Genomic DNA, 12,969 nt, shown 5'->3' on the forward strand with positions numbered 1-12,969 from the left:
AGCCACTGCCGCGCCACCACGCAGCACGCGAACCGCGGGCCCCGGACACAGCACAGTGTCCGGGGCCCGCGGGCATTTGGAAGGGGCAGGAGGCTTTTGCGGCGCCGGGGATGGCAGTGGCGGCGCTGGGCTCTCAGGGAACGGGTTCGACGTCGTTCGCGTGCTCCAGGGGTGAGGCCGCCTTGCGTCGGGGTGCTTCGGCCTCCGTCGCCGATGCAGTAGCCAAGGCCGGGCTGCGCAGTTCATCAAGCCTGACCAGGATGACGCCACCGACAATGAGCGCCCCGCCCAGGAGTTGGATGGCGCCGGGAAGCTCCCCGAGCAACAGCCATGCCCAGACCACGGCAAACAGCACCTCGGTCAGCGAAACGAAGGATGCCACCTTGGAGCCCAGGGCACGGGCCGCCATGATGCCGGATACGTAGGCCAGGACCGTTGCCAGGACTACCAGTCCGCCCAGTGACACCCACCATGGCGTAATCCACGGGCCGAGCCTGGTGTCCGCCGTACTGAAGGCCATGGGCAGCAAGCCGGTTGCGGCGGCGAGCCACATTACGGAAGCCCCCACCATGAGGCCGCCGGACGCCAGGACGATGGGCGGCAGGGAATCGTTCTCCTTGGCGGTGATGAAGAAGTACATAGCCAGGCACACTGCCGCCGCAATTCCCCAGAAAACACCAATGACGTCGATTTTGACCGCACCAGTGAGGTCAAGGACCAGCACGAGGCCCGCAAGGGACAACAGCGTACCGCCGAAGGTCAGCGCGCGTGGCCGCTTCCTGCTGGCAGCCCAGAGCCACAGGACGATGATGACGGGTGCCAGGTACTCCAGCAGGAGCGCGACACCAACGGAAAGCCGGGCCACAGCGTTGAAGTAGAACAACTGGCACGCGGCCACTCCGATGAGGCCGAACAGGACGATGGTGACCCAGTTCTCGCGCACCTGGTGCCACCGGCCACGCAGGGCGGGGATGGCCGGAATCGCAAGGATCAGGGCCGCGCCGGTGAGGCGAGCGGTTACTGCGGCCCCCGGAGACCAGCCAGTTTCGAGCAGCGCCTTGGCGAAGGATCCGGAGATTCCGAAGACAGCGGAGGAGAACAGTGCAACTCCCAGGCCGGAAGCCATAAAGCCACGGCGTGCTGCGGACATGCTTGAGGGGTTGGTGGCGGCAGTCATCGTCGCCTCCTGTCAGGAGTAAAGTGGGGTAATGCCCATGACACTACGCCGGGCCCTGTAAGGAGTCAAGATGGTCTTTGCCCCTGACACCGAGGTGGCGCTCCGCACCGTGGTGAATCTGATCAACAGCGCCGCGAATGGCCAGGAAACCCTGGCCACCGTGTCGGATCTGGACCGCTTCCTCGAGGCCGAAGGTTTCAGCGGATCCCGGACACGCAACGCGGCGGAACTGGCCAGCATCCACAAGCTGCGCGGCGAGCTAGCCAGGGTTTGGACCTCAGATGAGGATGCGGCGGTGGAATCCGTGAACCGCCTGCTGCGGGAGGCCAACGCCCTGCCGCAGCTGATGAAGCATGATCAGTGGGACTGGCACCTGCATGCCACCACCCGCGAGGCGCCACTGGCGGAAAGAATGGGCACCGAGGCAGCCATGGCCTTGGCGGACGTGATCCGAAGCAAGGAGATGGACCGAATGCTCGTGTGCGAAGGGGATGACTGCGATGCAGTGGTCCTGGACCTCACGCGGAACCGGTCCAAGCGATATTGCGACACCGGCAACTGCGCCAACCGGGCACACGTCGCGGCCTACCGGGCGCGCCAGGCAAAGGCGAGCTAGAACGGACGGGCCCGTCGGGTGCGCAGGATCAGCGGCCGGTCGGTCCGTCGGCGTCGGGGGTGCCGGGCTCGTCGGAACCAGGCTGGGAGCCTTCCCGACCGGCCCGCGGAGCCGTGCCACCGAATCCATGGGAAGGCTTGCGTGCTGAGCTCAGGTTGACACCTGATCCCTTGCCGAGGTGCTCGGCATTGTCCTTGTAGCTCATCGAGAGCATCGCGGCAATGACCAGCGTAACGATGAACGCGATGCCGGCCCCGGTGAAGGCGAGGTCGAACCGAGGGGCGCGTGAACTGCCGCCCGACGCGAAGATAAGGACTGCAAAAAAGGCGAGGACGGCCCAGAACGCGGAGAACATCAGCGGCCCCTTCACCGAGGTCCGCATCTTGCGCGGTTTTCCTGGTTGCTGGTCTGCCAAGGTGATTCCTCCCCTGCAGGCATAGCGCGAAAGGCCTGCCCGGTTCGAATGTGCGGTGGGTGTGTACGGCTAAACTTCTACGCCGGGTAGAACCGTACCTGTCTAGTTTACGGCTTCGCGGCAGCGCCCCGGGCATCATGGCGCAGAGTCAGCGCGGACAGCACCCAGAGGACGCCGGCAAGAATGGCCCCGCCACCGGCGACCCCCAGCAGCGCATGCGCACCGAGGCTGATGAAGAACGGGAGCGCCGCGGCCGTTCCGAGGCCAATGACCCCGGAGGCTATCCAGTCCCTGGCCAGGACGTGCCCGCCACGGTGCCGCAGTCCACACACCAGCTCGATCGCGCCTGCGAGGCCCAGGCCCAGCGCCGCCATCACGCCGAAGGGCACGTCGCCATGGAACAGCAGCAGCGCCGCGCCACTGCCTGCCAGGATCAGCCCTGCGGCCGAAAGCAGCTTTCCAGGCGTACTGTCGCGGGTGAAGCCGGCCTTTGGAGTACCCCACAGGACCAAGGCGCCAGTGGCCAGCAAGTAGGTTCCGCCCGCCCAGGCCATCACCTCAACCGACGGCGTGGCCCAGAAGATCGTGACGGCCCCGAATCCCAGCGCGGCAAGGGCCCGCAACAGGACCGGCTTCCACAGGTCTTCCTGGGGAGCGGTACCGGGCGTGGCTTCTGCGGGCGTCAAAGGGCGGGTCACCGGTCCAGTTTAGTAGGCGTGGCTGCTACTGCGAACCGAGCACCATCCACCTGTCGGACCTGGCACGGACGCCGAGGGTCAGGGCGCGGGCAGCCATGTACCCCAGCGCGAAGGCTGCCCACAGCCACCCCAGCCCGGCCAGCCCGGAAGCGCCCGAGCCCGCCACAGCCAGGAGCAGCGGGATGTAGACGGCGAGGTTGACGACGCCGGCAATCGCCAGGTACTTCGCATCGCCGGCACCGATCAGCACACCATCGAGGACGAACACGTAACCGGCCAGGGGCTGACCGGCGGCGAGTACCCACAAGGCGACGGTCAGCACAGAGTGGACTCCGGCGTCGGACGTGAACAAAACCCCTACCCAGGGCGCAGCAGCGGCGAGCAGCACACCCGTGACCGCACCAAAGCCTATGCCCCACCTGATCATCGTTCTGGTCAACAGGCGCGCCTTGGCGGCATTGGATGCCCCCAGCTCCTTGCCAATAAGGGCCTGGGCCGCGATGGCTAGGGCATCCAGGGCGAAGGCGAGGAAGGAAAAAATCGTCATGGCAAGCTGGTGCGCGGCCAGGTTCACCGGACCCTGGGCAGTAACCACCAGCACCGTTGCGAGAATGGCGATGCGCAGGCTAAGCGTGCGCAGCATCAGCCACGAACCGACGCGCGTCATCGCGCGGATGCCGCGCCAGTCGGGAAGCAGGGTGACGCCGTGCCGCGAGGCGTTCCGCTGGACCATCAACAGGTAGACGGCAGCCATGGCCCATTGCGCAATACTGGTCCCCACGGCAGAGCCGGTCACCGACCAGCCCAAGCCGTAGACCAGCCACAGGTTCAGGACAACGTTCAGGGCAAAGCCGGCCGTGGCCACCACCAGGGGTGTCCGCGTGTCCTGGAGCCCGCGGAGAACGCCCGTGCCCGCGAAAATGAGCAGCATGGCCACCAGTCCGGGCATGGACCAGCGGAGGTAGTCGGCGGCGAATACCCTGACGTCGCCGTCGGCACCCATGAGGCCCACGAGAGGATCGGCGGCTACGAAGCCTGCCGCAGCCAGCAGAATACCCAGCAGGAGCGCCAGCCACACACCGTCCCGTCCTGCCGCGAGGGCCCGGCCGAGCTGGCCGTCACCGAGCGCCCGCGCCACGGCCGGAGTGGTGGAGTAGGCGAGGAAGACCATCAGGCCGACGGCGGTGTGCAGGACAGCGGAGGCGAGGCCGACCCCGGCCAACTGGGCAACGCCGAGATGGCCCACGATCGCGGAATCCGCCAGCAGAAACAGCGGCTCAGCAATCAGGGCACCGAAGGCGGGGACGGCGAGCCGCAGGATTTCCCGGGAGTGGCCGGCGGGGGTCTTTGCGGCAGCAGGGGCAGCTTGATGTGGCACGACTGCCAGCCTATCGGGGCGTCCGGACATCCGGCCGGCCGCCGTGGCGCTCCCCTTCACGGGCTTCGGCGGAAGCCATGACAAACAACACACCAAGACACAATTAGTTGACACTTCAAGTATAGGTTTGGAAGACTCGGGACATGAACAAGACCTCGCTTAACACCACGGCAGTGACGATTCTTCGCGTCATCATCGGCTTCATCTTTGCCGCCCATGGCTGGCAGAAGTTCAACGAATGGACCATCGCCGGAACCCAGGCCTCCTTCGCCAAAATGGGTGTTCCCGCCGCCGAAATCGCCGCTCCGGCGGTGGCAGTCCTGGAACTTGGTGGCGGAATTGCGCTCATTCTTGGTGTCCTGACCCGGGTGGTCGCCCTCCTGCTGGCCCTTGACATGCTGGGGGCACTGTTTCTGGTGCATGCCTCTGCGGGGGTCTTCGCGGCAACCGGCGGCTACGAACTGGTACTGCTTCTGGCAGCAGCGGCATTGGCGGTGGCGCTTACCGGTGCCGGCCGCATCTCGGTGGACCGGGCCCTCTTCGGCCGTACGAACTCCAGGCTGGCCGTGCTCGCCTGACGGCTCACATCATGATCGAACGACGGCGGTGAGCACCCGGGTGCCCACCGCCGTCGTTGTTTTGTTCCTACACATTCGGTGACGCCCCGGACCGTGAGGTGCTTCTTCATCGGGGCGGGGCCGAAGCTACCCTCGGGTAACGCGGCGCCTCAGTAAGATCACAGCATGACTGAGACCGCAGCCAACTCCGTAACCCTCCGTTTCCTGGCCGCCCCCATGGATGTGGGACACAGCGGGTCCGTTGACGCTGGGACCGTCCTTGAATGGGTGGACAAGGCCGCGTACGCTGCCGCCGTCGGCTGGGCAAAGTCCTACTGCGTCACTGCCTACGTGGGCAACATCCACTTCGCTGATCCCGTCAACAGCGGCGATATGGTGGAAGTCGAGGCCACCATCGTGTACACAGGGCGCTCTTCCATGCACATCCGTACCGTCGTCTCCTCCGGGGATCCCAAAGGCGGACCAGCGACGATGCGCAGCCAGTGCATGGTGATTTTCGTGGCCGTGGGCGAAGACGGCAAGCCGATCCCGGTGAAACAGTTTGAGCCGGTCACCGCCCAGGAAATCGAACAGCGCGAGCACGCCCTTGCCAGGGTCAAGGTCCGGGAACAGATCGTTGCAGCCATGAAGGACCAGGAATATACCGGCGCCGGAACGGCCGAGCGCGTCACGCTGCGGTTCATGGCGGCCCCCACCGATGTGAACTGGGGCGGGAAGGTCCACGGCGGCATCGTGATGAAGTGGATCGACGAGGCGGCCTATGTCTGCGCGTCCCGCTACTGCGGCAAGGACACCGTTGCCGTGTTTTCAGGCGGCGTCCGCTTCTACCGCCCGCTGCTCATCGGACACGTGGTGGAGGTGGAGGCGCGCCTGGTCTACACCGGAACCAAAGGCATGCATATTGCCGTACACGTCCGCTCCGGGGACCCCAAGGGTAAGGAACTGAACCTCACCACGTACTGCCTGACAGTAATGGTGGCGCGCGACGCCGAAGGCACGTCAGTGCCCATCCCCCGCTGGGTGCCTGTCTCGGAGGAGGACAAGCGGCTGCACGCACATGCGCGAGAGCTGCTGGAAATCCGGGGCACTGCTCCCGGAAACCGCCTGCCCAACCACTTGCTGGCGCAGGGCTAAGCGGGCCAGCACCAAACGCTACGGGAGGTCAGAAGCCGCCGCCACCGGCGTCGGCCGCCATGTTGGCGAACCTCGAGTAGTGGCCCTGGAAGGCCACCACGATGTCCTTGGTGGGACCGTTACGGTGCTTGGCGATCAGGATGTCAGCCTCGCCAGCACGCGGTGACTCCTTGTCATAGACGTCCTCACGGTGCAGGAGGATCACCATATCCGCGTCCTGCTCGATCGAGCCGGATTCGCGAAGGTCAGAGACCATGGGCCGCTTGTCCTGCCGCTGTTCGGAACCACGGTTCAGCTGCGAAAGCGCGATGACCGGAACCTGGAGCTCCTTGGCCAGCAGCTTGAGCGCACGGGAGAACTCCGAAACTTCCTGCTGGCGCGACTCCACCTTCTTGCCGGAACTCATGAGCTGGAGGTAGTCCAGGATCACAAGCTTGAGATCGTGCTGCTGTTTGAGGCGCCGGCATTTGGCCCGGATTTCCATCAGCGACATATTGGGGCTGTCGTCGATGAACAACGGGGCATCGTTCATCCGGCCCATGGTGGTGGCGATTTTGGACCACTGCTCATCCTTGATGGTGCCCTTGCGGAGGTCCTGCAGCCCAATGGTGGCCTCGGCGGACAGGAGGCGCATGGCGATCTCGTTCCGGCCCATTTCGAGAGAGAACATCACCGTGGCCAGGTTGTTCTTGATGGCCGCCGACCGGGCGAAGTCCAGAGCGAAAGTGGACTTACCCACGGCGGGGCGGGCGGCGATGACAATCATCTGGCCGGGGTGCAGGCCGTGGGTCAGTTCATCCAGTTCATAGAAACCCGTGGGTACACCCACCATGCCCTCACCGCGGTGGCCGGAGGCTTCGATCTCATCCACCGTGGACTCCATGACGTCCTTCAGGACGACGTAGTCCTCGGCCGTACGGCGCTCTGCCACAGCGTAAACTTCGGCCTGCGCCTGGTTGACGAGGTCTTCCACTTCGCCATCCGAGCCATAACCGAGCTGGACGATCTTGGTTCCGGCGTTGACCAGGCGGCGCAGCACGGCGCGTTCGGCCACGATCTCGGCATAGTAGCCGGCGTTGGCTGCCGTGGGCACGGTCTGGATCAGTTCATGCAGGTACGCAGGGCCGCCGATCCTGTTGATCTCGGCGCGCTTGGTCAGTTCATCCGAGACGGTGACCGCGTCCGCAGGCTCGCCGCGGCCGTAGAGATCAATGATGGCTTCGTAGATGGTTTCGTGGGCTGGACGGTAGAAGTCCTGGCCACGGAGGATCTCCACGACATCGGCGATCGCATCCTTGGAGAGCATCATGCCGCCCAGGACGGACTGTTCCGCGGGAATGTCCTGCGGAGGTTTCCGGCTGCCTTCTGATCCGCGGGTGCCCTCGATCGAGTCCAGATGCGTTACTGACAAAGCTGCCGTCCTCCATTGTGTGCCGCGGCGGAACCGGTCCGGCCGTGGTTAAAGCTGTTCTTCCTGCGGGTACCTGCGCCGTGGAACATCCGCAACGCAGGCACCAGGACAGGTCTATCCGAGGGCACCGACAACTGACCATCCGGCGGCCCTGTCGGGTCCAAAGGCTTTGTGCACAAGAGTTATCCCCAATATCCACAGGTTATCCACAGAGGTACCCGCCACGGCGGGATCCAAGGAATCCGCCGCGGTCCTTCGCGTACTCCGCAGCAGCGTTTTCGCGTCCCAAAAACAGGTATCCCGCTACGCTAGCCCCCCTTTCCCCAAGGGCAAAGCCGCGTGTACCCGCGGCCTGTGGATAACCTGTGCACTAAGGGGCATAGCTTGTGCACAGCCTGTGGGTGACCCTGTGGAAACAAAGAAACTTTTCTATCCCATAAGCCTCTGACCTGCGGAAACGTCCATCCGGACGTGTGGAGGAAATATTCTTTTACTCAACCTTCATCCACAGCTTGCAGGCCGAGGCTGTTGATTGGGAACTGAATTCCGGGTCCAATCCTCCGCATCCATCCCTAAAGCGTGATGAATTCCACAGCACGTGCCCCGAATTGACGCCTTAGCAGGCGACCTGTATGCGAATCAAGGAATATGCTGTGGATAACCACGATCTGGCATAAGCTCTATACATGGGCGAAATACTGATGGTGCTGTTGCCTGCGTTGGTTTTGGTGGCAGTAATCTGGGCTCTCTCAACAGCCCTGAGCCCCCGTGACTCCGGAATCTCCGACGCCGAAAAATACCAGCAGGACCTCGCGATGCGCTCCGCCGAGCACTATGCCGCCCAAGTCCGTGCCGCCACTGCTGCCCGTGCCCGGCTGGAGGCAAACACGCGGCCCAGCCAGAATGAGGCACAGCAGTCACAGCAGGCAGACAACGCCCGTGCGGCATTGCACGCGCAGGCAGGCGGGCCGTCCGGCCAGCACGGGTACACAGCCCTTCCGGGCGGACAGCTCAATCCTCAATTCGCCCTGCAACTCCAGACGATGGCCCGCAGCGGGCAAAAGCTCCAGGCCATCAAACTCCTCCGCCAGGCGACGCACTTTGACCTGGCTACCGCCAAGAAGTACGTAGATCGGCTTTAGAAATGGAATCGCTTGTGATCCCCGCCCTCATCCTGGTGGTAGTTGCCGCCGCAGTGGCCCTGGGTGCCCGCGCCGTCAGCAGGCGCGTGGCGGCTTCCAACGCAGCCGGCACGGCCGCTCCCGCCACCGACCCTGTGGAGTTGGCGCGCACGGCCGCCGCGAAGCTTACGGAGGACCAGCACCGTCGCCTGTACGCCCTCATCGCCCAAGGGCAGGCCATGGCAGCGATCAAGCTCTACTACGAGGCCACAGACGCCGGCCTGAGGGCGTCACGGGATGCCGTAGGCGCGCTGGCGGCCCACCCGCAGCCTTACCGCAGCCCCGCGTCCGCGGAGCCCGTGCAGGATCCCGACGATGACGACACCCCCCAGCGCTTCCCGTACCGCTACCGGGCCATCGCCAGCAAGGGCGATGTAACCCGCGAAGTCAGCAGCAACATGCTCAATGACGAGATCTACGGGCGGATCCGCACGCTGGTCCGCAGCGGCGATATAGAGGCCGCCGCCACGGCGCTGACCAAGCACTCTGACATCACCCTCAAGCAAGCCCGTGAGTTCATCGCGCTCCTGGAAGACTAGGGCCTGCCCTTCCTCCTTGGATTCCTCCCCGCGGCTGTGATGTGTCCAGGGGCTAGAAGTCGAAGAGGTCCCCCAGCCAGCCCTCCTTCTTTTTGTGTCCGCGGCGGTCGTAGTCGCGGTCATGGCCCTGCTTGCCGTACTTCCGGTCGTCGTATCGCGGCTGGTCATACCGCGGCTGATCACGGCGCGGCTCAAAGTTCGGGTACAGCGGAGGCGGAGTCGGACCAGGCGCCGGGACCGCCGGGCGGGCGGGCGCCTGGGATCCTCCGGCCATGGCCTCGTTGGCGCGGTCGATGATCTTATCCAGTTCACCGCGGTCGAGCCAGACGCCGCGGCACTGGGGGCAGTAGTCAATCTCCACACCACTGCGTTCACTCATGATCAGGTCAATTGAATCCACAGGACATTTCATGTCCCGGTCAACGAGTGGCGGCTCCGGATAGTTCGGCAGAGGTGTCCGACGCCGGATTCCCGCCACCGGAGCCTGCCTCAACGTCCGCCCGAGATACCCGCCAGAAGTTGTTCGAACGGCAGGGACTCCAGGGCCGCCGGCTTGCGGCCAGGCTGCTCCCCTGTCAGGAGTCCTGCAAACTCGGCCGCCGCCCGCTCGATCCGGGACGAAAGGGGCGAGCCGCCGTCGTCGGTGTTTCCCCAGTCCTGCGGGCCTGCGAAGACGCCCGTGGCCGCCGTCCGGGTGCGCAGGTAGCTGAACAGTGGGCGCATCGCGTAGTCCAGGACCATCTGGTGCCGGTCGGTGCCGCCAGTGGCCCCCAGCAGGACGGCCTTACCGTCCAGGGACTTGGGGTCAAGCACGTCAATGAAGGACTTGAAGAGGCCACTGTAGGACGCACTGAACACCGGGCTCACCGCGATGATGCCCTCGGATGCCTCGACCCCGGCAATGACATCGGCCAGGCGCGGGGCCGCATAGCCGGTGACGAAATTGTTCGCGATGTCCACTGCGAGGTCCCGGAGCTCAACCACGTCCACAGTCACGTCGTAGCCTGCACGGGAAAGTTTGCGCTCTGCAGCAGCGGCAAGCTGGTCGGCGAGCAGCCTGCTTGAGGACGGCACTCCCAGGCCGGCGGACAGGACGGTGATGCGGCGGGTTTCCACTGTGGACTCCTGAAGTTCGATACGGACTACAATACATGCATTTGCATGTACAGAGGTAACCGGTGGTCATTCGGGTTTATTCCACGCGCCTGGCGGATCAGCGTTCCACTGAGTCACCGCGGCAGGTATCAGGTGGTGCTGGCTGACCTCCTCCGCGTCTGCGAAACTACGAGCATGGCAGAGAACAAGACCAAGCCCACAGATGTTCCTGCGGCAGAATTCCTTGCCGAGGTGGAGCATCCGCAGCGGCGTGCGGACGGCTTCGAGTTGTTGGAGATGATGACCCGCATCTCCGGGCAGGAAGCCATCATGTGGGGTCCGACCATCGTGGGGTTCGGCACCTACCACTACAAATACGAAAGCGGGCGGGAGGGCGACGCCGCGGCCGTCGGATTCTCACCGCGGAAGGCGAACTTGGTGCTGTACGGCCTCACCGACGGACCCGATGCCGACCGGCTCCTGCCCGAACTGGGGAAGCACAGGACCAGCGCAGCCTGCCTCTACATCAACAAGCTCGACGACGTGGACCGGAACGTTCTCGAGGAGCTGATCCGGTCTGGCTACAGGCATGTCACCACGGAGCTTAACAGCCCCTAACCTGCGCAAGAGGTGGTATTTGACGGTAGTCCGGAGCGTCAACACTGCTCTGAAGTGCCATTTCGATGCAGCGTCAGCACAGAAAACCCCCGCCGCCGGTCAGGCAACGGGGGTTTTCGTGCAGTTCAGTGCTTCGCAGCTGTTAAAACTACTTGCCTGCGACTACGTCGAGTTCGATCACTGCGGCAACGTCGTCGTGCAGACGAACGTTGGCCTGGTAGGAACCGACCGACTTGATGTGTGCCGGCAGTTCAACCTTGCGCTTGTCGATGCGGCCAAGGCCAGCGGCCTCAACGGCGTCGGCGACGTCGCCCTGCTTGACGGTGCCGAACAGGCGTCCGGTCTCGCCAGCCTTGACAACGAGCTTGACCGGCTTGGCGGAGAGTGCAGCGGCCTGCTTCTGAGCGTCTTCCAGGGAAGCGTGCTCGCGGGCGGCACGGGCAGCCTTGATGGACTCAACCTGCTTCTCGCCACCCTTGGACCAGGTCAGGGCGAAGTTGCGGGGGAGCAGGTAGTTACGTGCGTAACCGTCCTTGACCTCGACAACGTCGCCAGCAGCACCGAGACCGGTTACTTCGTGGGTCAGAATGAGCTTTGCCATGTTAGTTAATCCCTTCCTTAGCCGCGGCCAGCGCCGGAGTAAGGCAGCAGGGCAACTTCGCGGGCGTTCTTGATTGCCTGTGCGATCTTGCGCTGTTCCTGCACCGTGACGCCAGTGACGCGACGGGCGCGGATCTTTCCGCGGTCGGAGATGAACTTGCGCAGCAATGCTACGTCCTTGTAGTCGATGACAGTGATGTCAGCGGCCTTCAGAGGGTTGGACTTTGGTTTGGGCTTACGGAGTTCAGCCTTAGCCATCGTGGAGCTCCTATTCTATGGAGCCCGTGGATATTGATCCACGGGATGGTGGTGGTCCGACGGCGGCAGTCGCTTCGGTGCCATGCGGCACTCAGGCGGTCCCGGCGTCGGGCCTTAATTTTGGGTGGTTAGAAGGGGGGTTCGGAATCCGGGCCGTTGCCCCAGCCGCCTGCGTTGGAGACACCGGGCGTTGCCCAAGGGTCTTCCTGCGCTGCGGGCTGGTTGCCGCCCCAGTTTCCGCCGGAGTTGCCGCCCTGGCTTGCACCAGCGCCGCCTCCCCCGAACCCACCGCCGCTGTTGCCGCCGCCGAAGCCACCCTGTCCGCCGTTTCCGGCACCCCCGGCGCCGGAGCGCTGGGTACGGTTGACTTTGGCATTGGCGTAGCGCAGGCTCGGGCCGATTTCATCGACTTCGAGCTCAATGACGGTGCGCTTTTCGCCTTCTTTGGTTTCGTAGGAACGGCTCTTCAACCGGCCGGAAACGATCACGCGCATGCCCTTGGTGAGGGACTCGGCGACGTTCTCGGCTGCTTCACGCCAGACTGCTGCGCGGAGGAACAGGGTTTCCCCGTCCTTCCACTCATTGGACTGGCGATCAAAGGTGCGTGGGGTGGAAGCGATGGTGAAGTTCGCTACTGCCGAACCTGACGGTGTGAACCGCAATTCCGGGTCATTGGTGAGATTACCGATGACCGTAATGGTGGTTTCGCCTGCCATCTACTGCCTCCTTGTTCGATCCTGGATGAAGAATTCGATCCTGCGGGGTGAAGAATGAAAATCGGAGCTGAAATTACTCAGCAACAACCTTCTGCTCTTCGGGGCGGGTGATCTTGGTGCGCATGATGGTCTCGTTAAGAGACAGCTGGCGGTCAAGTTCCTTGGCGGTGTCCGGCTTGGCGGTGAAGTTCACCACGGCGTAGATACCTTCGGACTTCTTCTTGATGTCGTAGGCCAGTCGGCGACGGCCCCAGATGTCAACCTTTTCGATGGTTCCACCATCGTTGGTGATGACATTCAGGAACTTCTGAAGCGACGGCTCAACGGTACGCTCTTCGACCTCGGGGTCGATGATTACCATCAATTCGTAAGGACGCATATGTGAACCCACCTCCTTTGGGCTAAGCGGTTACGGCATTTCCGTAACAGGAGGTTCATTTGCGATGCCATGCACAGGCCCGGCCACCGGAACGGAGGCAGGACGCAGCACAGACTTCAATATCTTAGTGCATTTGGATCGGATAGGCGATTCGCGCTTGACTCAACGCTATGCGC

Annotated in this window: 17 protein-coding genes; 6 read left to right on the forward strand and 11 right to left on the reverse strand. The window is 63.9% G+C overall.

All coding sequences use genetic code 11. From position 1 onward, the window contains the following. Positions 1–133: 133 nt before the first annotated feature. Complete coding sequence (locus tag V9L18_RS00005; RefSeq protein WP_337345129.1) at positions 134–1,177, reverse strand: EamA family transporter; 1,044 nt, start codon at positions 1,175–1,177, stop codon at positions 134–136. Positions 1,178–1,247: 70 nt separating this feature from the next. On the opposite strand from V9L18_RS00005, the gene V9L18_RS00010 reads away from it, so the two are divergent. After that, positions 1,248–1,793: a CGNR zinc finger domain-containing protein gene (locus tag V9L18_RS00010; protein WP_337345130.1), complete on the forward strand. Its 546-nt coding sequence runs from the start codon at positions 1,248–1,250 to the stop codon at positions 1,791–1,793. A gap of 28 nt (positions 1,794–1,821) precedes the next feature. On the opposite strand, the gene V9L18_RS00015 is transcribed toward V9L18_RS00010, so the two are convergent. The 3 genes from V9L18_RS00015 to V9L18_RS00025 all read right to left on the reverse strand — a co-directional run bounded on the left by V9L18_RS00015 (position 1,822) and on the right by V9L18_RS00025 (position 4,284). Beyond that, the gene (locus tag V9L18_RS00015) at positions 1,822–2,208 is read right to left on the reverse strand and encodes a hypothetical protein (RefSeq protein ID WP_337345131.1); all 387 of its coding nucleotides are present in this window, start codon (positions 2,206–2,208) and stop codon (positions 1,822–1,824) included. Between the two features lie 107 nt (positions 2,209–2,315). Further along, entirely contained in the window at positions 2,316–2,906 is a 591-nt protein-coding gene (locus V9L18_RS00020) for a hypothetical protein (protein ID WP_337345132.1), read from the reverse strand. A 25-nt stretch (positions 2,907–2,931) separates the two neighbouring features. Further along, positions 2,932–4,284 (reverse strand): MATE family efflux transporter, encoded by a 1,353-nt coding sequence (locus V9L18_RS00025; protein ID WP_337345133.1) that lies wholly within the window; start codon positions 4,282–4,284, stop codon positions 2,932–2,934. A 143-nt stretch (positions 4,285–4,427) separates the two neighbouring features. Here V9L18_RS00025 and V9L18_RS00030 point away from each other — a divergent pair, with 143 nt between their 5' ends. Next, positions 4,428–4,862 (forward strand): DoxX family protein, encoded by a 435-nt coding sequence (locus V9L18_RS00030; protein WP_337345134.1) that lies wholly within the window; start codon positions 4,428–4,430, stop codon positions 4,860–4,862. 165 nt (positions 4,863–5,027) lie between these two features. Beyond that, a complete protein-coding gene (locus tag V9L18_RS00035) occupies positions 5,028–5,996 on the forward strand; it encodes an acyl-CoA thioesterase (RefSeq protein WP_337345135.1) in 969 nt (322 codons plus the stop codon). Between the two features lie 28 nt (positions 5,997–6,024). Here V9L18_RS00035 and dnaB read toward each other — a convergent pair whose 3' ends face one another. Further along, positions 6,025–7,407 carry a replicative DNA helicase gene (gene dnaB, locus V9L18_RS00040; protein ID WP_337345136.1) on the reverse strand — a complete coding sequence of 461 codons (1,383 nt, stop codon included), beginning with the start codon at positions 7,405–7,407 and terminating at the stop codon, positions 6,025–6,027. Between the two features lie 686 nt (positions 7,408–8,093). On the opposite strand from dnaB, the gene V9L18_RS00045 reads away from it, so the two are divergent. Both V9L18_RS00045 and V9L18_RS00050 read left to right on the forward strand, forming a co-directional pair. Further along, positions 8,094–8,549: a hypothetical protein gene (locus V9L18_RS00045; RefSeq protein ID WP_337345137.1), complete on the forward strand. Its 456-nt coding sequence runs from the start codon at positions 8,094–8,096 to the stop codon at positions 8,547–8,549. Positions 8,550–8,551: 2 nt separating this feature from the next. After that, the gene (locus V9L18_RS00050) at positions 8,552–9,127 is read left to right on the forward strand and encodes a hypothetical protein (RefSeq protein ID WP_337345138.1); all 576 of its coding nucleotides are present in this window, start codon (positions 8,552–8,554) and stop codon (positions 9,125–9,127) included. 52 nt (positions 9,128–9,179) lie between these two features. Here the strand turns inward: V9L18_RS00050 and V9L18_RS00055 are convergent, their stop codons facing one another. Further along, positions 9,180–9,539: a TFIIB-type zinc ribbon-containing protein gene (locus V9L18_RS00055; RefSeq protein WP_337345139.1), complete on the reverse strand. Its 360-nt coding sequence runs from the start codon at positions 9,537–9,539 to the stop codon at positions 9,180–9,182. Between the two features lie 77 nt (positions 9,540–9,616). After that, on the reverse strand, positions 9,617–10,243 hold the full coding sequence (locus V9L18_RS00060) for an FMN reductase (protein WP_337345140.1): 627 nt from the start codon (positions 10,241–10,243) through the stop codon (positions 9,617–9,619). A 174-nt stretch (positions 10,244–10,417) separates the two neighbouring features. Between V9L18_RS00060 and V9L18_RS00065 the strand changes: the two genes are divergently transcribed. Next, positions 10,418–10,840, forward strand: coding sequence for a DUF1801 domain-containing protein (locus tag V9L18_RS00065; RefSeq protein WP_337345141.1), 423 nt, complete (start codon positions 10,418–10,420; stop codon positions 10,838–10,840). Positions 10,841–10,988: 148 nt separating this feature from the next. On the opposite strand, the gene rplI is transcribed toward V9L18_RS00065, so the two are convergent. The 4 genes from rplI to rpsF all read right to left on the reverse strand — a co-directional run bounded on the left by rplI (position 10,989) and on the right by rpsF (position 12,793). Then, positions 10,989–11,441 (reverse strand): 50S ribosomal protein L9, encoded by a 453-nt coding sequence (rplI, locus tag V9L18_RS00070; RefSeq protein WP_050057159.1) that lies wholly within the window; start codon positions 11,439–11,441, stop codon positions 10,989–10,991. Between the two features lie 17 nt (positions 11,442–11,458). After that, a complete protein-coding gene (rpsR, locus tag V9L18_RS00075; protein WP_003800144.1) occupies positions 11,459–11,698 on the reverse strand; it encodes a 30S ribosomal protein S18 in 240 nt (79 codons plus the stop codon). Positions 11,699–11,826: 128 nt separating this feature from the next. Beyond that, the gene (locus V9L18_RS00080; RefSeq protein WP_337345142.1) at positions 11,827–12,414 is read right to left on the reverse strand and encodes a single-stranded DNA-binding protein; all 588 of its coding nucleotides are present in this window, start codon (positions 12,412–12,414) and stop codon (positions 11,827–11,829) included. 73 nt (positions 12,415–12,487) lie between these two features. Further along, on the reverse strand, positions 12,488–12,793 hold the full coding sequence (rpsF, locus tag V9L18_RS00085) for a 30S ribosomal protein S6 (RefSeq protein ID WP_050683795.1): 306 nt from the start codon (positions 12,791–12,793) through the stop codon (positions 12,488–12,490). Positions 12,794–12,969: the final 176 nt, after the last annotated feature.

The sequence above is a fragment of the Pseudarthrobacter sp. CCNWLW217 genome (assembly GCF_037203985.1).
GTDB lineage: Bacteria > Actinomycetota > Actinomycetes > Actinomycetales > Micrococcaceae > Arthrobacter.

What these genes read in the sequence shown, in the direction of transcription:
- V9L18_RS00055 (WP_337345139.1), bottom strand. Translation starts at nt 9,539, where the DNA reads ATGAAATGTCCTGTGGATTCAATTGACCTGATCATGAGTGAACGCAGT.
- rpsR (WP_003800144.1), bottom strand. Translation starts at nt 11,698, where the DNA reads ATGGCTAAGGCTGAACTCCGTAAGCCCAAACCAAAGTCCAACCCTCTG.
- V9L18_RS00035 (WP_337345135.1), top strand. Translation starts at nt 5,028, where the DNA reads ATGACTGAGACCGCAGCCAACTCCGTAACCCTCCGTTTCCTGGCCGCC.
- rpsF (WP_050683795.1), bottom strand. Translation starts at nt 12,793, where the DNA reads ATGCGTCCTTACGAATTGATGGTAATCATCGACCCCGAGGTCGAAGAG.
- rplI (WP_050057159.1), bottom strand. Translation starts at nt 11,441, where the DNA reads ATGGCAAAGCTCATTCTGACCCACGAAGTAACCGGTCTCGGTGCTGCT.
- V9L18_RS00010 (WP_337345130.1), top strand. Translation starts at nt 1,248, where the DNA reads ATGGTCTTTGCCCCTGACACCGAGGTGGCGCTCCGCACCGTGGTGAAT.
- V9L18_RS00050 (WP_337345138.1), top strand. Translation starts at nt 8,552, where the DNA reads ATGGAATCGCTTGTGATCCCCGCCCTCATCCTGGTGGTAGTTGCCGCC.
- V9L18_RS00005 (WP_337345129.1), bottom strand. Translation starts at nt 1,177, where the DNA reads ATGACTGCCGCCACCAACCCCTCAAGCATGTCCGCAGCACGCCGTGGC.
- V9L18_RS00030 (WP_337345134.1), top strand. Translation starts at nt 4,428, where the DNA reads ATGAACAAGACCTCGCTTAACACCACGGCAGTGACGATTCTTCGCGTC.
- V9L18_RS00045 (WP_337345137.1), top strand. Translation starts at nt 8,094, where the DNA reads ATGGGCGAAATACTGATGGTGCTGTTGCCTGCGTTGGTTTTGGTGGCA.
- V9L18_RS00065 (WP_337345141.1), top strand. Translation starts at nt 10,418, where the DNA reads ATGGCAGAGAACAAGACCAAGCCCACAGATGTTCCTGCGGCAGAATTC.
- V9L18_RS00080 (WP_337345142.1), bottom strand. Translation starts at nt 12,414, where the DNA reads ATGGCAGGCGAAACCACCATTACGGTCATCGGTAATCTCACCAATGAC.